23 protein-coding genes, 1 tRNA gene, 1 pseudogene and 1 riboswitch are annotated in these 21,286 nt (G+C 70.8%); of the genes and pseudogenes, 17 read left to right on the top strand and 8 right to left on the bottom strand.

Going from position 1 to position 21,286, the window contains the following annotated elements; translation table 11 throughout:
- Positions 1–152 precede the first annotated feature (152 nt).
- The 5 genes from E6U81_RS22730 (at position 153) to E6U81_RS22715 (ending at position 3,647) form a co-directional block, all read left to right on the top strand.
- Entirely contained in the window at positions 153–1,592 is a 1,440-nt protein-coding gene (locus E6U81_RS22730) for an amino acid permease (protein ID WP_136231927.1), read from the top strand.
- 122 nt (positions 1,593–1,714) lie between these two features.
- Positions 1,715–2,137, top strand: a complete 423-nt coding sequence (locus tag E6U81_RS22725; protein WP_136231926.1) for a M67 family metallopeptidase — start codon at positions 1,715–1,717, stop codon at positions 2,135–2,137.
- Between the two features lie 77 nt (positions 2,138–2,214).
- Positions 2,215–2,322: a putative leader peptide gene (locus tag E6U81_RS41960; RefSeq protein ID WP_311736929.1), complete on the top strand. Its 108-nt coding sequence runs from the start codon at positions 2,215–2,217 to the stop codon at positions 2,320–2,322.
- A 96-nt stretch (positions 2,323–2,418) separates the two neighbouring features.
- The gene (locus tag E6U81_RS22720; RefSeq protein WP_030662661.1) at positions 2,419–2,697 is read left to right on the top strand and encodes a MoaD/ThiS family protein; all 279 of its coding nucleotides are present in this window, start codon (positions 2,419–2,421) and stop codon (positions 2,695–2,697) included.
- Positions 2,697–3,647 carry a cysteine synthase gene (locus tag E6U81_RS22715; protein WP_136231925.1) on the top strand — a complete coding sequence of 317 codons (951 nt, stop codon included), beginning with the start codon at positions 2,697–2,699 and terminating at the stop codon, positions 3,645–3,647. The genes E6U81_RS22720 and E6U81_RS22715 overlap by 1 nt, the downstream gene beginning before the upstream one ends.
- A 148-nt stretch (positions 3,648–3,795) precedes the next feature.
- Here the strand turns inward: E6U81_RS22715 and E6U81_RS22710 are convergent, their stop codons facing one another.
- Both E6U81_RS22710 and E6U81_RS22705 read right to left on the bottom strand, forming a co-directional pair.
- The gene (locus E6U81_RS22710; RefSeq protein ID WP_136231924.1) at positions 3,796–4,149 is read right to left on the bottom strand and encodes a DUF488 family protein; all 354 of its coding nucleotides are present in this window, start codon (positions 4,147–4,149) and stop codon (positions 3,796–3,798) included.
- On the bottom strand, positions 4,149–4,568 hold the full coding sequence (locus E6U81_RS22705; RefSeq protein ID WP_136231923.1) for a hypothetical protein: 420 nt from the start codon (positions 4,566–4,568) through the stop codon (positions 4,149–4,151). Before E6U81_RS22705 ends, E6U81_RS22710 begins: the two co-directional genes overlap by 1 nt.
- Before the next feature lie 195 nt (positions 4,569–4,763).
- On the opposite strand from E6U81_RS22705, the gene E6U81_RS22700 reads away from it, so the two are divergent.
- Positions 4,764–5,516, top strand: coding sequence for an MBL fold metallo-hydrolase (locus E6U81_RS22700; RefSeq protein ID WP_136231922.1), 753 nt, complete (start codon positions 4,764–4,766; stop codon positions 5,514–5,516).
- Between the two features lie 74 nt (positions 5,517–5,590).
- Here E6U81_RS22700 and E6U81_RS22695 read toward each other — a convergent pair whose 3' ends face one another.
- Positions 5,591–6,817 carry a PTS transporter subunit EIIC gene (locus E6U81_RS22695; RefSeq protein ID WP_206310002.1) on the bottom strand — a complete coding sequence of 409 codons (1,227 nt, stop codon included), beginning with the start codon at positions 6,815–6,817 and terminating at the stop codon, positions 5,591–5,593.
- A 353-nt stretch (positions 6,818–7,170) separates the two neighbouring features.
- Positions 7,171–8,472 carry a PTS transporter subunit EIIC gene (locus tag E6U81_RS22690; protein ID WP_136231920.1) on the bottom strand — a complete coding sequence of 434 codons (1,302 nt, stop codon included), beginning with the start codon at positions 8,470–8,472 and terminating at the stop codon, positions 7,171–7,173.
- Between the two features lie 218 nt (positions 8,473–8,690).
- Between E6U81_RS22690 and E6U81_RS22685 the strand changes: the two are divergent.
- From E6U81_RS22685 to rdgB, 4 genes and pseudogenes are all read left to right on the top strand, one after another.
- Positions 8,691–8,933: pseudogene (locus E6U81_RS22685) on the top strand (PTS glucose/sucrose transporter subunit IIB); the annotation flags it as partial.
- A 105-nt stretch (positions 8,934–9,038) separates the two neighbouring features.
- Positions 9,039–9,764, top strand: coding sequence for a ribonuclease PH (gene rph / locus E6U81_RS22680; protein ID WP_136231919.1), 726 nt, complete (start codon positions 9,039–9,041; stop codon positions 9,762–9,764).
- A gap of 104 nt (positions 9,765–9,868) precedes the next feature.
- Positions 9,869–10,249: a hypothetical protein gene (locus tag E6U81_RS22675; protein ID WP_136231918.1), complete on the top strand. Its 381-nt coding sequence runs from the start codon at positions 9,869–9,871 to the stop codon at positions 10,247–10,249.
- 7 nt (positions 10,250–10,256) lie between these two features.
- Positions 10,257–10,871, top strand: a complete 615-nt coding sequence (gene rdgB / locus E6U81_RS22670) for an RdgB/HAM1 family non-canonical purine NTP pyrophosphatase (RefSeq protein WP_136231917.1) — start codon at positions 10,257–10,259, stop codon at positions 10,869–10,871.
- 91 nt (positions 10,872–10,962) lie between these two features.
- Here rdgB and E6U81_RS22665 read toward each other — a convergent pair.
- From E6U81_RS22665 to bcp, 3 genes are all read right to left on the bottom strand, one after another.
- A tRNA-Leu gene (locus E6U81_RS22665) sits at positions 10,963–11,046 on the bottom strand.
- 43 nt (positions 11,047–11,089) lie between these two features.
- Positions 11,090–12,100: an HNH endonuclease gene (locus tag E6U81_RS22660; RefSeq protein ID WP_136231916.1), complete on the bottom strand. Its 1,011-nt coding sequence runs from the start codon at positions 12,098–12,100 to the stop codon at positions 11,090–11,092.
- A gap of 146 nt (positions 12,101–12,246) precedes the next feature.
- Positions 12,247–12,714, bottom strand: coding sequence for a thioredoxin-dependent thiol peroxidase (gene bcp, locus E6U81_RS22655; protein WP_031152330.1), 468 nt, complete (start codon positions 12,712–12,714; stop codon positions 12,247–12,249).
- A gap of 109 nt (positions 12,715–12,823) precedes the next feature.
- Here bcp and E6U81_RS22650 point away from each other — a divergent pair, with 109 nt between their 5' ends.
- The 3 genes from E6U81_RS22650 to E6U81_RS22640 all read left to right on the top strand — a co-directional run bounded on the left by E6U81_RS22650 (position 12,824) and on the right by E6U81_RS22640 (position 14,015).
- The gene (locus E6U81_RS22650) at positions 12,824–13,144 is read left to right on the top strand and encodes a DUF3618 domain-containing protein (protein WP_136231915.1); all 321 of its coding nucleotides are present in this window, start codon (positions 12,824–12,826) and stop codon (positions 13,142–13,144) included.
- A 43-nt stretch (positions 13,145–13,187) separates the two neighbouring features.
- Positions 13,188–13,529: a co-chaperone GroES gene (locus E6U81_RS22645; RefSeq protein WP_031152325.1), complete on the top strand. Its 342-nt coding sequence runs from the start codon at positions 13,188–13,190 to the stop codon at positions 13,527–13,529.
- A 64-nt stretch (positions 13,530–13,593) separates the two neighbouring features.
- Positions 13,594–13,663, top strand: a riboswitch (guanidine-III (ykkC-III) riboswitch).
- A gap of 31 nt (positions 13,664–13,694) precedes the next feature.
- On the top strand, positions 13,695–14,015 hold the full coding sequence (locus E6U81_RS22640) for a multidrug efflux SMR transporter (RefSeq protein WP_030158619.1): 321 nt from the start codon (positions 13,695–13,697) through the stop codon (positions 14,013–14,015).
- A 6-nt stretch (positions 14,016–14,021) separates the two neighbouring features.
- Here the strand turns inward: E6U81_RS22640 and E6U81_RS22635 are convergent, their stop codons facing one another.
- Positions 14,022–16,301 carry a transglycosylase domain-containing protein gene (locus E6U81_RS22635; RefSeq protein ID WP_206310001.1) on the bottom strand — a complete coding sequence of 760 codons (2,280 nt, stop codon included), beginning with the start codon at positions 16,299–16,301 and terminating at the stop codon, positions 14,022–14,024.
- A 413-nt stretch (positions 16,302–16,714) separates the two neighbouring features.
- Here E6U81_RS22635 and E6U81_RS22630 point away from each other — a divergent pair, with 413 nt between their 5' ends.
- The 4 genes from E6U81_RS22630 (at position 16,715) to E6U81_RS22615 (ending at position 20,147) form a co-directional block, all read left to right on the top strand.
- Positions 16,715–17,518, top strand: coding sequence for an ABC-2 family transporter protein (locus tag E6U81_RS22630; protein ID WP_136231913.1), 804 nt, complete (start codon positions 16,715–16,717; stop codon positions 17,516–17,518).
- A gap of 58 nt (positions 17,519–17,576) precedes the next feature.
- A complete protein-coding gene (locus E6U81_RS22625; RefSeq protein WP_240803964.1) occupies positions 17,577–18,407 on the top strand; it encodes an ABC transporter permease in 831 nt (276 codons plus the stop codon).
- 3 nt (positions 18,408–18,410) lie between these two features.
- On the top strand, positions 18,411–19,382 hold the full coding sequence (locus E6U81_RS22620; RefSeq protein ID WP_136231912.1) for an ATP-binding cassette domain-containing protein: 972 nt from the start codon (positions 18,411–18,413) through the stop codon (positions 19,380–19,382).
- A 108-nt stretch (positions 19,383–19,490) separates the two neighbouring features.
- Positions 19,491–20,147 carry a DUF1707 domain-containing protein gene (locus tag E6U81_RS22615; RefSeq protein WP_136231911.1) on the top strand — a complete coding sequence of 219 codons (657 nt, stop codon included), beginning with the start codon at positions 19,491–19,493 and terminating at the stop codon, positions 20,145–20,147.
- Positions 20,148–21,286: the final 1,139 nt, after the last annotated feature.

The raw sequence follows: 21,286 nt of genomic DNA, 5'->3' as shown, positions 1-21,286 counted from the left end.
TTCACGACCGCCGAAGGGACGCCACCCATGTCCCCCGGCCCGCTTGAACCGGCAGACCGCCGGCGTGCAACTCCATCCGTATCCGGGGGGATCGAGGACCCGATCCGCAGCCAGTGAAGGCGCGGGTCGGCGTGGAGAAAGGCGCACCAGACATGACCTCAGTGCAGGTCGAGCAGCACGGCAACACGCCCGGCGAGGGCACCCGGGGCGACGGCGGCGAGGGATACCACCGCACGCTCGGCGCCCGCCAGATCCAGATGATCGCGATCGGCGGAGCCATCGGCACCGGCCTCTTCCTGGGCGCCGGCAAGGCGATCTCCAAGGCCGGCCCCAGCCTGATCCTGGCGTACGCGATCGCGGGCCTGGTCATCTTCTTCATCATGCGGGCCCTGGGCGAGCTGCTCATGTACCGGCCCGTCTCCGGCTCCTTCTCGGACTACGCCCGCGAGTTCCTGGGCCCGTTCTGGGGCTATGTGACGGGCTGGACCTACTGGCTGTTCTGGGTGGTCACCGGCATCACGGAAGTGACCGCCGCCGCGCAGTACATGTCGTACTGGACCCACGACAGCTTCCCGCAGTGGGCCTACGCGCTGATCTTCACGGTCATCCTCTACGCCGCCAACCTGATCTCCGTGAAGCTCTTCGGTGAGCTGGAGTTCTGGTTCTCCATGGTCAAGGTCACCGCCATCGTCGGCATGATCCTGATCTGCGCCGGCATCCTCACCATCGGCTTCTCCGACGCCGCCGAGACCGCCTCCGTCACCAACCTGTGGAACGACGGCGGCTTCTTCCCCAAGGGCATCGGCGGCACGCTGATGACCCTGCAGATCGTCATGTTCGCCTTCCTCGCGGTCGAGCTGGTCGGCGTCACCGCCGGCGAGTCCAAGGACCCCGAGAAGACCCTGCCCAAGGCCATCAACACCGTGCCGTGGCGCATCGCCGTCTTCTACGTCGGCGCGCTCATCATGATCCTGTCGGTCGTCCCGTGGACGCACTTCCAGCCGGGCGTCTCGCCCTTCGTCGCCGCCTTCGAGCGCATGGGCCTGGGCATCGGCGCCGCGATCGTCAACTTCGTCGTCCTGACCGCCGCCCTGTCCTCCTGCAACTCCGGCATGTACTCCACCGGCCGCATGCTGCGCGACCTCGCGCTCAACGGCCAGGGCCCGAAGGTCTTCACCAAGCTCACCAAGAGCGGCACCCCGCTCATCGGCACCACCTTCAGCGCCTCGCTGATGCTCGTGGGCGTCTGGATCAACTACGTCGCCCCCGGCAAGGCCTTCGACTACGTCGTCTCCTTCGCCACCATCTCCGGCATGTGGGCCTGGATCATGATCCTCGTCTGCCAGATCCGCTACCGGGCCAAGGCCGACCGCGGCGAGCTGCCCGGCTCGAAGTTCAGGGCTCCGGGCGCCCCGTACACCAGCTGGTTCGCCCTGGCCTTCATCGCCATGGTCATCGTGATGATGGGCGCCGACAAGGACGCCCGCGTCTCGCTCTACTGCGCCCCGCTGTGGGGGATCATCCTGGGCGTCGCCTACCTGGTCATGAAGAACCGCGACCCGCGCGGCGCGGCCTTCACCAAGGCTTCGTAGCAGCGGTTCCCGGCCGCCTGCCACGGCCGGGAACCCTGCCCCCGTGGACACTCTGTCCACCATGCGGGCCCTTCCGTACCACTCCTCGGTACGGAAGGGCCCGTCTGCTTATCCTGTCGCTCATGCTGACCCTCACCCAGGCCCTGTACGACCGGATCGTCGAGCACGCCCGCCAGGACCACCCCGACGAGGCGTGCGGTGTCGTGGCCGGCCCGGCGGGCACCGGCCGCCCCGAGCGGTTCATCCCGATGCTCAACGCGGCCCGCTCGCCCACGTTCTACGAGTTCGACTCGAAGGACCTCCTCAAGCTCTACCGCGAGATGGACGACCGCGACGAGGAGCCGGTGATCGTCTACCACTCGCACACCGCGACCGAGGCCTACCCCTCGCGCACGGACGTCACCTACGCGAACGAGCCCGGCGCCCACTACGTGCTGGTCTCCACCGCCGACAAGGACGGGCTCGGGGAGTTCCAGTTCCGCTCGTACCGCATCGTCGACGGCGTGATCACCGAGGAAGAAGTGCAGGTCGTCGAGGCCTACTGACCACCATGTGAGCGGAGGGCGTCCACGATGCGGGATCACACTCCAAACCGGGGACCGGGAATCGTTAACATGACCGCATGGTTTCCCACGACGTGAGCATCGAGACGCCCGGCAGGCTGCTGCTCGTGGCGCGGCTGCACGTCGACCTGTGCCGACTCGCCAGCGCCATCTGTCCTGCCGCCTGAGCACCGGAGCCCTCTCGCGCGGGGGCCCGCACGAACGCGCGCCCGTCCTCCCACGCACACTTGCCACACCCACGCCCTGACGACTGGAGCCCAGCCATGGCCATCGAGGTCCGCATCCCCACCATCCTCCGCACCTACACCGACGGCGAGAAGGCCGTGAACGGTGAGGGCGCCACGCTCGCCGACCTCTTCGCGGACCTGGAGACCCGGCACAAGGGCATCGAGGAGCGCATTGTCGATGGCGGCCAGCTGCGCCGCTTCGTGAACGTCTACCTCAACGACGAGGACGTCCGCTTCCTCGACGGCATCTCCACCGCCCTCAAGGACGGCGACAACGTCACCATCCTCCCGGCCGTGGCCGGCGGATCGAAGTAATGCGCTACGACTCCCCGCTGGCCGCGGTCGGCAACACGCCGCTGGTCCGGCTGCCCCGGCTGTCGCCGTCGCAGGACGTCCGGATCTGGGCCAAGCTGGAAGACCGCAACCCGACCGGCTCGATCAAGGACCGCCCCGCGCTCCACATGGTCGAGCAGGCCGAGAAGGACGGCCGGCTGTACCCCGGCTGCACCATCCTGGAGCCCACCTCGGGCAACACCGGCATCTCGCTGGCGATGGCGGCCAAGCTCAAGGGCTACCGCATCGTGTGCGTGATGCCGGAGAACACCAGCCAGGAGCGGCGCGACCTGCTGGCCATGTGGGGAGCCGAGATCATCTCGTCGCCGGCCGCCGGCGGCTCCAACACCGCCGTCCGGGTGGCCAAGGAACTGGCCGCGGAGCACCCCGACTGGGTGATGCTCTACCAGTACGGCAACCCGGACAACGCGGGGGCGCACTACGCCACCACCGGCCCGGAGATCCTCGCCGACCTGCCGTCGATCACCCACTTCGTGGCCGGCCTGGGCACCACCGGCACGCTCATGGGCGTCGGCCGCTACCTGCGCGAGAACGTCCCCGGCGTGAAGATCGTCGCGGCCGAGCCGCGCTACGACGACCTCGTGTACGGACTGCGCAACCTCGACGAGGGCTTCGTCCCCGAGCTGTACGACGCCTCCGTGCTCACCACCCGCTTCTCGGTGGGCTCCTCGGACGCGGTCACCCGCACGCGGGAGCTCCTCCAGCAGGAGGGCATCTTCGCGGGCGTCTCCACGGGCGCCGCCCTGCACGCGGCGATCGGCGTCGGCCGCAAGGCGGTGGCCGCGGGCGAGAGCGCCGACATCGTCTTCGTCGTGGCCGACGGAGGCTGGAAGTACCTCTCGACCGGCGTCTACACCGCGGCGACGACGGAAGAGGCCATCGAAGTCCTCCAGGGCCAGCTCTGGGCGTGACGTCGACGGGGCTGGATCGCGCGCAGCGCGATCCAGCCCCGCCGGCGTTTGAGGCGCGGGTCCGGTCAGCGCCCGGGAAACGGCGAAAGGGCGGGGCGGGGAGGAGCTCCGCGCAGCGGCATCCCGCACCCGCCCGCGCAACGGCACGCTAGCCGGACAACCGCTCCGCGAGGATCGCGGCGTGGCTGCAGCCCGGGTCCTTGACCGCGGTCAGCAGGGTCACCGGCCCGTCCCCGATCAGCCCGCGGAGGCGATCCAGCTCCGCCGCCGCCTCCGGCTCCGCCAGCTCCGCCTCGTACCGCTGCCGGAACTCACCGGCCGAGCCCCCGTCGTGGAACCACTTGCGCAGCTCCGTCGACGGGGTGACCGCCTTCGGCCACTCGTCGACCCCCGCCGCCGCCTTCGCCAGACCCCGCGGCCAGAGCCGGTCCACGAGGACCCGCAGCCCGTCCGCCTCCGGCTCCGGCGGCTCGTACACGCGCCGCAAGCGGATCTCCGGCATCACCGACCGCCTCCCAGTCCCTTGACCTCGTCCCACACCGCAGGGTCCAGCATCCCCAGCCGGGCCCGGAACTCCCACAGCGACACCTCGTCCGGCCGGTCCGCCTCCAGGAAGCTGGCCCGGCCCTGAGCCCCCACCGTCCCCGGGGGCAGCGGGATCACCCCGGCCCGCCGGTCGTCGTACTTCGCGGTGATCCACGCGACCCGCGCCCGGTGCTCCCGTACCGGGCCCACGCCCAGGACCAGGCAGGTCCGGCCGTCCGCCAGAGTCCACAGCTCACCCGCCTGCGGGTGCGGCGGCCGGCCGGTCCCGTGCGCGGGCGGGGTCCGGCGGGGGACGCCGAGGCGCCCCCCGGCGATCAGCATCACCAATGCCAGGACCACGACCGCGGCCACCGCGGGCCACCAGGACGTGTCCATGTTTCGACCGTAGCCGCGCGGGAAGACCCCGGCACGGCAACGCCCGTGCCCACCGTCGCTCCCCCGGGTGACAGCGCAGGTGATTCCCCCCACAACGGCCTGCCGCGGAGGAGCGACCGGACGTTTCGCGCCTTACGCTCGACCCACGCACGGCCCGCATTCCGTCCACGGACCGTCCACGGAGGTTCACGCTCCATGAAGCTCACCGTCGTCGGCTGTTCGGGGTCGTTCCCGTCCGCGGAATCGGCCTGTTCGAGCTACCTCGTCGAGGCCGACGGCTTCCGGCTGCTCCTCGACATGGGCAACGGCGCCCTCGGCGATCTCCAGCGCCACTGCGGTCTCTACGACCTCGACGCGATCTTCCTGAGCCATCTGCACGCCGATCACTGCATCGACATGTGCGCGTACTTCGTCGCCCGTTTCTACCGCCACGAGGGCGGCCGCTGCGGCACCATCCCCGTCTTCGGCCCCGAGGGCACCGAGAAGCGCCTGACCACGGCCTACGACGACGTCCCCGACGAGCGCTCGATGAGCGAGGTCTTCGACTTCCGCACCCTGAAGTCCGGGGCCTTCGAGATCGGCCCCTTCCAGGTCCGTACCGAGCGGGTCGCGCACCCCGTCGAGTCCTACGCGATCCGCATCGAGCACGGCGGCCGCTCGCTCACGTACTCCGGGGACACCGGCGTCTGCGCCGAGCTGGGCCGGCTCGCCGAGGGCGTCGACCTCTTCCTCTGCGAGGCCTCCTTCACGCACGGCAAGGAGGACATCCCGGACCTCCACCTCAACGGCCGCGAGGCCGGCGAGTACGCGCGCGGCGGCAACGTCGGGCGGCTCGTCCTCACCCACATCCCGCCGTGGACGGACCCCGCGCAGAACCTCGCCGACGCCCGCGCGGTCTACGACGGCCCGGTCGACCTGGCGTACGCGGGCGCGGTCTACGAGGTCTGAGCGGCCCCCGGGAACACACGCAAGCCCCCGCCCTCCCTTCCGGGAGAGCGGGGGCTTCGTCGTGCGTACGGGTCCTACTTGGCCTCGGCCTTGAGCAGCTCGGCGAGCTCCTCGTCGGACTCGCGGCCCGGGGTGGGCAGGTTCCACTTGACGATCGCGAAGCGGAAGATCACGTAGTAGACGACCGCGAAGCAGAGGCCCACCAGGGCGAGCATCCAGGGCTTCTCGGCGATGCCCAGGTTGAGGAGGAAGTCGACGAGGCCGGCCGAGAAGCCGAAGCCGTCGCGCATGCCCAGGGCCCAGGTGAGCGCCATCGAGACACCGGTCAGCACCGCGTGGATCGCGTACAGCACCGGGGCGATGAACATGAAGGTGAACTCGATCGGCTCGGTCACACCGGTGACGAAGGAGGTGAGCGCGAGGGAGAACATCATGCCGCCGACGACGTTGCGGCGCTCGGGGCGGGCGCAGTGGACGATCGCGAGGCAGGCCGCCGGGAGGGCGAACATCATGATCGGGAAGAAGCCGGTCATGAACTGTCCGGCGGTCGGGTCACCGGCGAGGAAGCGGCCGATGTCACCGTGGACGGCGCCGTTGGCGGTGTCGAACGAACCGGCCTGGAACCACGGGAAGGAGTTCAGCAGGTGGTGCATGCCGATCGGGATGAGCGCGCGGTTGGCGACACCGAAGATGCCCGCGCCGACGGCGCCCGAACCGGTCAGCCACTCACCGAAGTTGTGCAGACCCGTGCCGAGGACCGGCCAGATGAGACCGAAGACGATGCCCGCGACCAGACCCGCCAGGGCGGAGAGGATCGGGACGAGGCGGCGGCCGCCGAAGAAGCCCGCCCAGTCCGGCAGCTTGGTCCGGTAGAACTTCTGGTAGAGCAGCGCGGCGATGATGCCCATCACGACGCCGCCGAGCACACCGGCGTTGACCGGCGCGTCCACCATGACGATCTTGCCGCCGACGACCTTGGCGACCTGCGGCAGGTTGCTGTCGGTGAAGGTGGCGAGGACCTTCTGGAAGACCAGGTAACCGGTGACGGCGGCCAGGGCGGTGGAGCCGTCCGACTTCTTGGCGAAGCCGATCGCGATGCCGACGGCGAACAGCAGCGCCATGTTGTCGAGGATCGCGCCACCGCCGGCGGCCATGTAGCCGGCGATCTTGAGGACGAAGGTCGGGAAGACGTCCTTGTCGCCGAGCATGTCGTCCGCGCCCAGGCGCAGCAGGAGCGCGCCGGCGGGCAGCACGGCTACGGGGAGCATGAGGCTCCGGCCGATGCGCTGCATGACGGCCATCACGCCAGCGCCCTTCTTCTTTTCCGCCGCGGGGGCGGTAGCCGTGGACACAACTTCCTCCAGTGGGCAAGGCGACGCCGACGGGGAAAAGAACGGGGGACGGCGACGTCTCAGAAATGGGGGTACGCGGGCTCGGACAGGCCCGCGTGGTCTACACCAATCGTGGTGTAGACCAGTTGTAGCACGGTGAGGGATAGATAAGGAACCTTCGTTTTCCTGTGGTCTACGCCACACGGAACGGGTGTCGCCGGAGCCGCCCCGGCACCGGTACCTCCGGACAGGACGAAGGCCCTCGGATCCGGGATCCGAGGGCCCTCGGCGGCCGGGCCGAACGGCCCCGCACACCACGCCGGTTACACCTTGGTGTTCTCCGCCTCCATCGCCGCGATCTCCTCGTCCGACTCCCGGCCGGGCGTCGGGATGTCGAACTTCGTGATCGCGAAGCGGAAGATCACGTAGTAGACGAGCGCGAAGCACAGGCCGATCGGGATGATCAGCCAGGGCTTCGTCGCCAGGTTCCAGTTGATGACGTAGTCGATCAGGCCCGCCGAGAAGCTGAAGCCGTCCTTGACGCCCAGCCCCCACGACACCGCCATGGACACACCCGTCAGCACCGCGTGCACCGCGTACAGGGCGGGCGCGACAAAGAGGAAGGAGTACTCCAGCGGCTCGGTGATCCCGGTGACGAACGAGGTCAGCGCCACCGACAGCATCAGACCGCCGACCTCCTTGCGCCGCTGCGGCTTCGCACAGTGCGTGATCGCCAGCGCCGCTGCCGGCAGCGCGAACATCATGATCGGGAAGAAGCCGGTCAGGAACAGGCCCGCGGTCGGGTCGCCGTGCAGGAACATGTTGATGTCGCCGTGGTACGTCTTCCCGTCCGCCGCCGTGTACGACCCGAACTGGAACCAGACCGGCACGTTCAGGAACTGGTGCAGGCCGATCACCAGCAGCGCGCGGTTCGCGACACCGAAGATGCCGCCGCCCCAGGCGCCGAGCCCGCGCAGCCAGTCGGAGAAGCTCTCCAGCGCGTCCCCGACCGGCGGCCAGACCCACAGGCAGAGCGCGGCGAAGGCGATCGCGACGAAGGACATGACGATCGGGACCAGCCGCCGGCCGTTGAAGAAGCCGAGCCAGTCCACCAGCTTCACGCGGTGGTACCGCTGCCAGAAATAGGCCGCCAGCAGCCCCATGACGATGCCGCCGAAGACCCCGGGATTCTGGTACGTGTACGCCACGAAGGTGTCGTTGGGTCCCAGGCAGCCGCCCCCGATGTCCTTGGTCCCCACCGGGCAGGCCTTCTGGAACGCGTGCAGCACCCCCCGGTAGACGAGGAACCCCGCCGCGGCCGCGAGGGCGGTCGAACCGTCCGCCTTCTTCGCCATGCCGATGGCGACGCCGATGCAGAAGAGGAGAGGCAGGCCGAGATCGGGGTCGAGCAGCGCCCCGCCCGCGCCCGCCATCACCTTGGCGACGTCCGTCCACTGCAGGCCGTCCTCACCGAAGACGTCCGGCTGCCCCAGCCGCAGCAGGATGCCCGCCGCGGGCAGTACGGCGATGGGGAGCTGAAGGCTCCGGCCCATCTTCTGCAGCCCCTGGAACAGGTTGTTCCGCCAACTCGGTTGTGGCGCTGCTTTGGAGCTGCTCACGCTCATCCGCGTCCTCCCTGACCGGCCCGTTTTGGCTGCCGCAACACTTGCGGCACACTGGTGTAGACCAGTTGTGGGCAGGTTGCTGCTGATCGTCATCATTCGGCAGGGGCCGGTCATGTGCCTGCATAGATGGGCCAACCGTGCGTTACCGTGACGAAGCGGACCGTGCAGGTGGGTAGCCACGTACTGGCCGCCGAGACTCGTTCTTCGAAACACTCAGGGAGAAACACATGGCCACCAAGGCTGAGAAGATCGTCGCCGGGCTCGGCGGCATCGAGAACATCGAAGAGGTCGAGGGCTGCATCACCCGCCTGCGCACCGAGGTCATCAACCCCGACCTCGTCGACGAGGCCGCCCTCAAGGCCGCCGGCGCCCACGGCGTCGTCCGGATGGGCACCGCGGTCCAGGTCGTCATCGGCACCGACGCCGACCCGATCGCCGCCGACATCGAAGACATGATGTGATCCGGACTCCCTGAGTCCGGGCCCCCGGCCCGAAGCCACGACGGACCCCGTCCCGTAACCCGGACGGGGTCTTCGCGTTCTCGGCCACCCACTAGGCTCGGACCCATGTCTCGCATCGACGGCCGTACGCCCGAACAGCTCCGCCCGGTCACCATCGAACGCGGATGGAGCAAGCACGCCGAGGGCTCCGTCCTCATCTCCTTCGGAGACACCAAGGTCTTCTGCACCGCCTCCTTCACCGAAGGCGTCCCGCGCTGGCGCAAGGGCAGCGGCGAAGGCTGGGTCACCTCCGAGTACTCGATGCTGCCGCGCTCCACCAACACCCGCGGCGACCGCGAATCCGTCCGCGGCAAGATCGGCGGCCGCACGCACGAGATCTCCCGCCTCATCGGCCGCTCGCTGCGCGCCGTCATCGACTACAAGGCCCTCGGCGAGAACACCGTCGTCCTGGACTGCGACGTCCTCCAGGCCGACGGCGGCACCCGCACCGCCGCCATCACCGGCGCCTACGTCGCCCTCGCCGACGCCGTCGCCTGGGGCCAGAAGAAGAAGCTCGTCAAGGCCGGTCGCAAGCCCCTCACCGGCACCGTCGCCGCCGTCAGCGTCGGCATCGTCGACGGCGTCCCGCTCCTCGACCTCTGCTACGAGGAGGACGTGCGCGCCGAGACCGACATGAACGTGGTCTGCACCGGCGACGGCCGCTTCGTCGAGGTCCAGGGCACCGCCGAGGGCGAGCCCTTCGACCGCAAGGAACTCAACGCCCTCCTCGACCTCGCCGCCGGCGGCTGCGCGGACCTCGAGGCCATCCAGCGGGGCGCGCTGGACCTGTAACCGGCAACCGCGGGACGCCCCCCGGCGTCCCTACGGACAACGGGCGCACGGTGTCACCACCGTGCGCCCGCCCCTGTACGCCCACGTCCTCTCGGGAGAACCGTATGAAGCTCCGCATAGCGGCAGTAGCCGTGGCAGCCGTCCTGACCATCCCGGCCCTTTCCGCCTGCGACGCCATCTCCACGGCGATGGACTGCGCGAACACGGCGGTGGCCATCACGGACGGCGCCAACGACCTCCAGCAGGCCGTCTCCCAGGCGGGCAACAGCCCCCAGGACGCCAAGAACGCCCTCGACCAGATCGAGACGAACCTCAAGAAGATCGGCGACCAGACGGACAACGCCGACCTGGGCAAGGCCATCGACTCGATGAACACGGCCGTCAAGAACGTCCGCACCGCCATCGAGAGCGGCAACCCCGCCCCCGACATCAAGCCGGTCGCCGACGCCGCGAGCGAGATCTCCAAGGTCTGCACCCCGGGATAATGGGGGCATGACCTCGACGCCCAGCAGCCTGATCCTCGCGACCCGCAACGCGGGCAAAGTCTCCGAACTGCGCGCCATCCTCGCCGACGCCGGCCTGCCCCACGGGCTGGTCGGCGCGGACGCGTACCCGGAGATCCCCGACGTCAAGGAGACCGGCGTCACCTTCGCCGAGAACGCCCTCCTCAAGGCACACGCCCTGGCCCAGGCCACCGGCCTGCCGGCGGTCGCCGACGACTCGGGCCTGTGCGTGGACGTCCTGCACGGCGCCCCCGGCATCTTCTCCGCCCGCTGGGCCGGCCGCCACGGCGACGACAAGGCCAACCTGGACCTGCTCCTCGCCCAGCTCGGCGACATCGCCGACGAGAACCGCGGAGCCCACTTCTTCTGCGCGGCGGCCCTCGCCCTGCCGGACGGCACCGAACGCGTCGTGGAGGGCCGCCTCCTGGGCACCCTGCGCCACGCCCCCTCGGGCACGGGCGGCTTCGGCTACGACCCGATCCTCCAGCCCCTGGGCGAGTCCCGCACCTGCGCGGAACTGACCCCGGCCGAGAAGAACGCCATCTCCCACCGCGGCCAGGCCTTCCGCGCCCTGGTCCCCTTCATCCGCGCCCTCCTGACCTGACCGCCGGGTCGCCCTGGCGGGTGCCATCGGGCCGTGATCGCGCCGAAGGCCCCGTACGCGACAACTGCGTACGGGGCCTTCGGTGTGGATGTGCGGTTGGGGGGACTCGAACCCCCACGGGTTTTACCCCACTTGGACCTAAACCAAGCGTGACTGCCAATTCCACCACAACCGCGAAATATCGCCCAATTCGGATATTTAGTCCGCCTGTGCTGCACTTAGTCTAAGGGCAGGTCCGCAGCCTTGGGGCGACGGTTTCGGCACCACGTGTCGGTCAGTGAGTGGCAGTTGGGGCACAGGTAGCGGAGGTTCTCGCGTCGGTTGTCGCGCCAGTCCCCACTTATGTGATCGATCTGAAGGGTGATCGGTTGCCCTCGCCACTCCCCGGTGTTGCCGCAGTCGTCGCAGGCGTAGGGGACGCCGATCTCCTGCAGTGCCCGGTGCAGGCGGGGACGGTGAACGCGTGAGGCCCCCTCGGGGAGCACGGTCAGGGTGGTGTCGGCAAGAACCTTCTGTGGGCGTACCGCTTGGGAGGCTGCCCAGGTACGCCGCTTGAAGTGGCTGACGTCGAGTCCGAGCCGGGTGATCAGCCGCCGAACGCGCCGGTGGTTCACATCGTTGACGAGAAGGCCGAGGGCGCGCATGACGTCTGCGTAGCTCAGCGCTGCCGGAACCGCTGCGCGCAGCATGTCCTCGGGAATTCGGATCCGCGCGTTCCTGAAATGGGTGGTGTCTATGCCATGCGCCTTCAGCATCCTTGCGAGGGTGGCGCGGGATCGACTGTCGTCCGGCACGCCCAGGGCGCGAGCCGTGCCGCGCACGCTGTCCGCGGACGCTGCGGCTCCTGCAAGCTCCGCCCTGGTGAACGGGAGCTCGATGCCGATCCGTTGCATGCCGCGGAAATGGCTGATGTCCACACCGGCGGCGGCTATGCGGCGGACGATGTGCGACAGGGTGCCCGTAGCGGGGGGCGCGTCAAGCTTCACGGCAACCTCGCGCAGGGTGGTGGACGTCGCCGCCGCCGCGGCAATGGCCTCGTCGGGGTACTTGCGCCACGGGCTTCGTTTCGCGAAGTGGCTGGTGTCGATCCCGTAGGTGGTGACCTTCTCCTGCAGCGTTCGGCGTCGCCCGCCGCTCTCCTTGAGGTTGAGGCGCCGCATGAGGTCGGCCCAGCCTCTCGATGCGGCGACCGCCGTGGTCAGGGTGCCGCAGTCGTACGGGTCCCTCATGGTGTGCCCCCTCCACATGTCCGGCCGCGTGTGCGGCTCTCGTATGGGGTAACGGGTTCGGCAGGCGGACGGTCACGGGGTGTTTCGTCCGATAAGCGGAGCGGCCCGCCCCGGGTGGGGCGGGCCGCTCCGTGGGGGCAGGGGTGTCAGATGCCCAGGTCCTTGATGATCTTGGCTACGTGGCCCGTCGCCTTCACGTTGTAGAAGGCGTGCTCGACCTTGCCCTCCTCGTCCACGACCACCGTGGAGCGGATGACGCCCGTGACCGTCTTGCCGTACAGCTTCTTCTCGCCGAACGCCCCGTACGCCGTCAGCGTCTCCTTCTCCGGGTCGCCGACCAGGGTGACCTTCAGGTGCTCCTTCTCGCGGAACTTCGCCAGCTTCTCCGGCTTGTCCGGGGAGACGCCGATGACGTCGTAGCCGGCCGTGGCCAGGACGTCCAGGTTGTCCGTGAAGTCGCAGGCCTGCTTCGTGCAGCCCGGCGTCAGGGCGGCCGGGTAGAAGTAGACGATGACCTTGCGGCCCTTGTGGTCGGCGAGCGAGACCTCGTTGCCGTCCGCGTCGGGCAGGGTGAAGGCGGGGGCGGTGTCGCCCGGCTGGAGTCGCTCGCTCATCTGACAGTCTCCTCGGGAGGGGATCGGTACGTCACGAGACTAAGCTGACAGACTGTTCACGGCGGACTACGCCCCCACAGATCACGACCACGACGACGGAGGCAGCGCGGTGTCGGAAGCCAGGACCCCCGCACAGATCGAGGCGGACATCGTCCGCCGCCGCGAGCAGCTCGCCGAGACGCTCGACGAGATCGGCGTGCGCATGCACCCGCAGACGATCATCGGGGACGCGCGGGCCCGGGTCGCCTCGACCGTCGACCAGACCGCGGGGCGGGCCTTCGCCTCCGTGAACCGCCTCGTGACGGACGTGCGGGACGGTCTGCGCCACGAGGACGGGGCCCCGCGCCTGGAGCGCGTCGTGCCCGTCGCGCTGCTCGCGGTCGGTGTCGTCGGGCTGCTCGTGGTCTCGGCGCGCCGCAGGCGCGGATGACCCTGGGCGGTACGGGACGGGCGCGGACAGGTAGGTTCGGGGCGTGAGCGACAACACCACCCACGACAAGCTGCCCATCCGCATGCTGCACGACCGCGTGCTCGTGAAGTCCGACCTGCCCGAGGGTGAGCGGCGCTCCGGCGGCGGCATCCTGATCCCGGCGACGGCCGCCGTGGGCAAGCGGCTGGCCTGGGCCGAGGTCGTCGCGGTCGGGCAGAACGTACGGACCGTCGAGCCCGGGGACCGGGTGCTGTACGACCCCGAGGACCGCGCCGAGGTCGAGGTGCGCGGGGCGACGTACGTGCTGATGCGCGAGCGGGACCTGCACGCCGTGGCCGCGGAGCGGCTGGAGGGGTCGGAGGACTCCACCGGGCTGTACCTCTGAGGTTCTGAGCCTCTGGGTAAGCGCACGGCAGAAGGGCTGGTGGCCGAGGTCACCGGCCCTTTTCGCTGCCTCTTGCTACGGTGGGGGAGAACCCGACGAGACGCGCCGTACCGGGTACGACAAGACGACGCACCCCGTATCGCTCGATGTCTCGGAGGTGCCGTCATGGCCTGGGTTCTTCTTCTCGTCGCCGGTCTGCTCGAAGTCGGCTGGTCGATCGGCATGAAATTCACCGAGGGCTTCACCCGGCTGTGGCCCAGTGTGTTCACGGGTGCCGGGATCGTGGCGAGCATGGTGCTGCTGTCCTACGCGGCGAAGACCCTGCCCATCGGTACGGCGTACGGGGTGTGGGTGGGCATCGGGGCCGCCGGTGCGGCCGTGCTCGGTATGGCGGTGCTGGGTGAGCCCGTCACCGCCGCCCGGATCTTCTTCATCTGTCTGCTGCTGGTCGCCGTGGTGGGGCTGAAGGCGACCTCCGGCCACTGATACCGCTCACTCCAGGAACGCGGACGGCGGGCGGGGGCCTCCGATCGTCCCGCCGCCGTCCCAGCCGCCTCCGCCCGTGCCCCCGCCCGTGCCCGTCCCGCCCTGGCTGCCGGCAGTGGCGCCGCCCTCGTCGCCCTGGCTGGTGCCGCCGTCGTCCTGGCCGCCCTGGGTGCGGCCCCCGGTGTCCCGGCCCCCTTGTGTCTGCCCGCCGGTGTTGCGGCCGCCGTCCTGGCCCCCGTTGTCGCGGCCGCCCTGCGTGCGGCCCCCGTCGCCCTGCCCGCCGTTGTCCTGGCCGCGGGACGGCGGGGTGGGGCGCTGGGGCGGGGTCGGGGTGTCGTCGTCGCCGGGCGTCTCCTGCGGCGGTTCCGACTGCCACGAGGGCGGCGGCGGGGGCTGGGCGGCGCCCGGCTGGAGGTCGAGTTCGAAGTCGACGGGGTCGGTGCCCTCCAGCGCGGTCTTCGTGTACGAGGCCCAGATCCGGGCCGGATAGCCGCCACCGCCGATGCGGGGTTCGCCGAGGGCCCCGTACAGCGACTCCAGGGTGCCGGTGTCCGGGTCCTGGCCCATCATCGCGACCACGCTGACCAGGTTCGGGGTGTAGGCCGCGAACCAGGCGGAACGGTCCAGCTCGCCGGTGCCGGTCTTGCCCGCGGCCGGGTGGCCGGCGGCGAGGGCCGCCGTGCCGGTCCCGTTGTCCACGACGCTGACCAGCATGGACGTGGTGGTGTCGGCGGCCTCGCGGCTGATGGCCTGGACGGGGGTGCGCTCGGGCAGGGGGATCTTGTCGTCGCCCTTCGCGATCTCCTCCAGGAAGGTGTAGGGGGTCCGGCGGCCGTGGTCGGCGAGGGTCGCGTACGCCTGGGTCATGTCGAGGACGCTGGCCTGGAGGGTGCCGAGCGCCATGGCCGGGCCGACCACGAAGTTCGGGGTGTCCTCGGGGATGCCGAGGTCGATGGCGGTCTTCTTGACCCTGGCGGTGCCGACGTCGACGGCCATCTGCGCGTAGACGGCGTTGACGGAGAGGTCGGTGGCGGTGTTGACGGTGATGTTGCCGTAGGAGACCTGGCCCTCGTTCTCCGGGGCGAAGCGGATCCGGCCGCCGACGACGGGGCGCTTGTTGTCGCCGTTGTAGACGGTGTTGGGGGTGATCCTGCGGCCGTCCTGGGTGCGGGAGTCGTTCTCGACGGCGGCCGCGAAGACGAACGGCTTGAAGGTGGAGGCGACCTGGTAGTCGTGCCGGGTCGCGTTGTTCACGTACTGCCTGGTGTAGTCGACGCCGCCGTACATGGCGACGACCTTGCCGGTGGCCGGGTCGATGGAGACCCCGCCGGCCCGGACCACCCGGTCGGCCTTGCGCGCCTCGGGGTCGAGCCTGCTCAGCATCTGGTCGTCGACGGCCTCGACGAAGTCGGCCTGGCGGCGCCGGTCGATGGTGGTCCTGATGCGGTAGCCGCCCTCGGCGAGGGTCTTGTCGTCGAGGATCTCGCGGTCGAGGATGAACTCCTTGATCGCTTCGACGAGGTAGCCGCGCTGGCCGGACAGGCCCGCGGCGGCCCGGACCTTGCCGGGTTCGGGGAACTGCGTGGCCGTGCGCTCGGCGGCGGGCAGCCAGCCCTTCTTGACCATGCCGTCGAGGACGTAGTTCCAGCGGGCGAGGGCGCGGGCGCGGCTCTGCGGGTGGGAGACGACGTCGAAGGCGCTGGGGGAGTTGAGCAGGGTGGCGAGGTAGGCGCCCTCGGCGGTGGTGAGGCTGCTGACGTCCTTGCCGTAGTAGGCCTGGGAAGCGGCCTGGATGCCGTACGCGTTGCGGCCGAAGTAGCTGGTGTTCAGGTAGCCCTCGAGGATGTAGGCCTTGGACTTCTCGCGACCGAGTTTGATCGCGATGAAGAACTCCTTGGCCTTGCGTTTGATCGTCTGTTCCTGGCCCAGGTAGTAGTTCTTGACGTACTGCTGGGTGATCGTCGAGCCGGACTGGGTGCCCTTGCCGGTGGCCGTGTTCCAGGCGGCGCGGATCATCGCCTTGGGGTCCACCGCCCGTTCGGAGTGGAAGTCCCGGTCCTCCGCGGCCAGTACGGCCTCCTGGACGGTCAGCGGGATCTGCGAGAGGGGCACGTTGACCCGGTTGACCTCGCCGTCGCGGGCGATCTGGGAGCCGTCGGAGTAGAGGTAGACGTTGGACTGCGCGGTCGCGGCGGCGTTGGCGGGCGGGATGTCGACCAGCAGGTAACCGGCCACGAGGCCGCCGCCGACCAGGAGGGCGAGGAGCAGTACGGCGCCGAGGACCATGCGCCAGGTGGGGAGGGCGCGGCGCCATCCGGTCCGCCCGCGGCGGGTCTTCTTCCCGGAGCGGTCCGGCTGGTCCGGGTGGCCGGGGCGGCCCGGGCGGTCCGGTCCGCGCTGCCCGTCCTGCCCGTCCTGTCCGCCCCGGCCGCCCGGGCCGCCCGGGCCGCCGCCGGGCGGGGTGTCCGGGTCGCGAGGGGTCCAGCCCGCGGGTGGTGACTGGTCGCTCATCTCCAGGACTCCTCGACGCTGTTCGAAATATCCACTTCTGTACCTCATGGTGTCTACCCGATGGCCGGTGACAACCGCTCCGGACGGGGGTAAATCGGTCGCGTGGCTCGCCCCTCCGCACTAAGCTCGCGCGCTTTGGCCGACGTAGGAACGACGTGGAAAACGGAGGGGATACGGTGCGCCAGAGAGTGGCCCTTTACGGTGCGGTCGCGGCCGGCGGATTCCGGCGCTACGCCACCTACGGGACGGCGACCGCGGCGGGCGTGTTCACCAACACCGTGTTCGGGTTCATCGTCGCGTTCACGTACATCGCGCTGTGGGACCAGCGCCCGGGGCTGGGCGGTTACGACCAGTCCCAGGCCCTCACCTTCGTCTGGGTGAGCCAGTCGCTGCTGGCCGCAGGGGCGTTGATCGGCGGTGGGTTCCAGGAGGAGATCCAGGAGCGGGTCCGCACGGGAGACATCGCCGTCGACCTGTACCGGCCCGCGGACCTCCAGATGTGGTGGCTCGCCGCCGACCTGGGCCGCGCCGCCTTCCAGCTGCTGGGGCGCGGGCTGGTCCCGCTCGCGGCGGGGGCGCTGGCCTTCCGGCTGGCGCTGCCCCCGGACCCGTGGCGCTGGCTGCTGTTCCTGGTCTCCGTCACGCTCGGGCTCGTGGTGAGCTTCGCGCTGCGCTACCTGCTGGGACTGCTGGCCTTCTGGCTGCTGGACGGGGCCGGGATCAACCTGATGGCGACCGTGGTCTCGGTCTTCTTCTCGGGGATGCTGCTGCCCCTGACCGTCTTCCCGGGCGCCTTCGGGGAGTTCGTGCGCGCACTGCCGTGGTCGGCGATGCTCCAGGTGCCGCTGGACGTGCTGCTGGGCGAGCACGCCGGGGCCGGGGCCGCGGCCGGCGCGCTGGGCTTCCAGGCCGGCTGGATCCTCGTACTGCTGGGCATCGGGCGGCTGTTGCAGTCGGCGGCGACGCGGAAGGTGGTGGTCCAGGGTGGCTGAGACGGTCGAGACGGCCGAGACGGCCGAGGCGGTACCGGACGAGCGGGAGTTCGCGGCCCTGGAGGTGCCCCGGGCGCGCGGCCGGGTCCGGGAGGGGCTGCGCGGCTACGGCCTGATCGTGGCCATGTGGATCCGGTCGACGATGACGTACCGGACGTCCTTCGCCCTGTCCACGCTGGGGAACGCGGCGATCACGCTGCTGGACTTCGTCGCGATCTACATCATGTTCACGCACGTGGACGTCCTCGGCGGCTTCACGCTGCCCGAGGTCGCCCTGCTATACGGGTCCTGCTCGGCGTCCCTGGGGCTGGCGGACCTGCTGCTGGGGAACACCGACCGGATCGGCGCCCGGGTCCGCGACGGTTCGCTCGACACCATGCTGGTGCGGCCGGTCCCGCTGCTCGCGCAGGTCGCGGCCGATCGCTTCGCGCTGCGCCGGCTGGGCCGGATCGCGCAGGGGCTGGGGCTGCTGGGCTGGGCGCTCTGGTCGCTGGACGTGGACTGGACGGCGGGGAAGGTGCTGCTGGTGCCGGTGATGGTGCTGGCGGGCGCGGCGATCTTCGCGGCGGTGATGGTGGCCGGGGCGGCCTTCCAGCTCATCGCCGGGGACGCGGCGGAGGTGCAGAACTCCTTCACCTACGGCGGCTGCACGATGCTGCAGTACCCGCCGACGATCTTCGCGACGGAGCTGCTGCGCGCGGTGACCTTCATCGTCCCCCTGGCCTTTGTCAACTGGCTGCCCGCGCTGTACGTGCTGGGGCGGCCCGATCCGCTGGGACTGCCGGGGTGGGCGGCGTTCCTGAGCCCGCTGGTGGCCTTCGCGGTGTTCGTGCCCGCGTCGCTGGCCTGGCGCGCGGGAGTCCGTTCGTACCGGAGCACGGGGAGCTGAGCCGTGGTGGATGATGCGCTGATCTCGCTGGACGGGGTCGAGAAGGTCTTCGACGTACGGCGCCGGGTGGGGCTGATGCGCCGGGAGAAACGCCAGGTCAGGGCGGTGGACGGGATCAGCTTCGCGGTCGCGCGGGGCGAGATGGTCGGCTACATCGGGCCCAACGGGGCCGGGAAGTCCACCACGATCAAGATGCTGACCGGGATCCTCACCCCGAGCGGCGGCCGGCTGCGGGTCGCGGGCATCGATCCGGCGCGGGAGCGGGTCCGTCTCGCACAGCGGATCGGAGTGGTCTTCGGGCAGCGCACCACGCTGTGGTGGGACCTGCCGCTGAAGGACTCGTACGGGCTGATGCGGCGGATGTACCGGGTGCCGCGGGCGCGGTTCGAGGAGAACCTGGAGCGGTGCGTGGACCGCCTGGACCTGGCCGAGCTGCTCGACGTGCCGGTACGGCAGCTGTCGCTGGGGCAGCGGATGCGCGGGGACATCGCGGCGGCGCTGCTGCACGATCCGGACGTGCTGTACCTGGACGAGCCGACGATCGGGCTCGACGTGGTGAGCAAGGCGAAGGTACGGGGCTTCCTGAGGCAGTTGAACGAGGAGCGCGGCACGACGGTGCTGCTGACCACGCACGACCTGCAGGACATCGAGCAGCTCTGCGAGCGGGTGATGGTGATCGACCACGGGCGGCTGATGTACGACGGCGCGCTGGGCGGGCTGCACACGGCGGGGTCGGTGGGGGAGAGCGAGCGGACGCTGGTGGTGGACCTGGAGCGGGAGCTGGGGCCGATCAGCGTGCCGGGGGCGCGCGTGGTGAAGGTGGAGGGCCCCCGGCAGTGGCTGGCGTTCCCGGCGGGGGCGTCGGCCGCGCCGCTGGTGTCGGCGGTGGCTGCGCGGTACCCGCTGGTGGACCTGTCGGTGCGGGAGCCGGACATCGAGGACGTGATCGCGCGGATGTACGCGGGGCGGGGCTGACGGTCGGGGGCAGGCCGGTCCTCGGGGACGCTCTCAGGGTTCGCTCGGGGGCGGTCTCAGGGGCCCGGACCATACAACTCCCGCACGGCGGTGCATAGTCTGGTGCGCATGAGTGACGAGCGGCCGGAGAAGCCGTTGCCGGAGTTGAGGGCGTCGGATGCCGACCGGGACCGGGTGGTGGAGCGTCTGCGGGACGCCGTCGCCGAGGGCCGGCTCGACATGGAGGAGTTCGAGGAGCGGCTGGAGGCGGCGTACAAGTCCCGTACGTACGCGGAGCTGGAACCGCTGACGGCCGACCTGCCGGCGGCCACGGGCGCGGCGGCGCTCGCGCCGGCGGCGGCGCCGGGGGGCGCCGCCTGGCCGGGCCGGATCGGCGGGACGGGCTCGTCGGCGCTGGCCGTCGCGGTGATGTCGGGCTTCCAGCGCAAGGGCCGGTGGACGGTCCCGGCGCGTTTCGACGCGGTGGCGTTCTGGGGCGGCGGCGAGCTGGACCTGCGCGAGGCGGACTTCGCGCAGCGCGAGGTGGTGATCAACTGCGTCGCGATCATGGGCGGCATCGAGATCACGGTGCCGCCGGGGGTGGACGTGGACGTGCGGGGCTTCGGCTTCATGGGCGCGTTCGACCAGCGGGACAGCCCGGGCCCGACGGAGCCGGGCGCTCCGCGGGTGGTGGTGACGGGTTTCGCCTTCTGGGGCGGCGTGGAAGTCAAGATCAAGAAGCCCAAGCGCCCCCTGGACGGCCCGTCCCTCCACAAAAACCCCTGACCCCCGGGCCCCGACCGGTCACCACGGCGCGCCCCTCCGGCACCTGCCGGGGCGGCCGGGTACCGCGGGGCGGGATGGCGCGGTGCGGCTTCCGCCGGGGCCGGCTGGTTGCCGCGGGGCGGGATGGCGCGGTTGGGCTCCCGCCGGGGTGGCCGAACACCGCGGGGCGGCTTCGGTGCGGCGCGGCACCTGCCGGGGTGGCCGGGTACCGCGGGGCGGGATGGCGCGGTGCGGCTTCCGCCGGGGCCGGCTGGTTGCCGCGGGGCGGGATGGCGCGGTTGGGCTCCCGCCGGGGTGGCCGGGTACCGCGGGGCGGGATGGGTCGGGTGGGGCGGTGCCCCGCCGGAGTATCTCCTCGGCTCGGCGCGTGCGGCTGTGTCGCGGCCAGGCGGCCTGGGTCGCGCGCTCGTCCTGCGGGGACACTCCGCCGTGTCCCCACCCCACGCCGGTGCTCCGCTACCCCTGCCCGTGCGGGGGACCTGCCTGTACTGCGTGCTCCGGGCCGGGGCGTATGGCTTTCCGGAACCGGGCTCGTACGGCTGGAGTGGGGACGGGGAGGGGTGTCCCCGCAGGACGAGCGCGCAACCACCGCCCACAGCCGAGAGGTGCCCGCCTGGCGCGAGCCGAGGAGATACCCCTCGGCGGCACCGCGACCCACCCGCACGGTGAACGGAACCCTGCCCGGCATCCCGGACCAACCCGCACGAGCAGCAAGGCAGAGGCCCGTGGCGGCCGAACCCCGCCGCAGAGCGCCATCGCCGTGCCGGGCCCACCCGAACCCCACCCGTGCGGGTACGGAACGAGGGGCCTGGTCCACCCGAACCACCACCCTCTCGGGATCGGGGCGGCGGGGCTCCGGGGCGAGCAGCCCCAGGCCGTACCCCACTGTGGAGTGGCACCGCCTGGGCCGGGTCCCCCGAACCACCACCTCCCGCGGGAGCGGGGCGGCGGGGGCCGGGGCGGGTGGCCCCGGGCTGTACCCCGACGCGAAGCGCCACCCGTGCGGGTACGGAATGAGGTGCCTGGTCCACCCGAACCGCCACCCTCGCGGGAGCGAAAGGGCGGGCAGCCCTGGGCCGAACCCCGCCGCGGAGCGGGTCGGCGGGTGCGGGACCGGCCGGACTGCTGCCCCCGCGGGA

The organism is Streptomyces sp. A0592 (genome assembly GCF_004795115.1).
Classification (GTDB): Bacteria; Actinomycetota; Actinomycetes; order Streptomycetales; family Streptomycetaceae; genus Streptomyces; species Streptomyces erythrochromogenes.
This window is presented reverse-complemented; position numbering and strand designations above follow the sequence as displayed.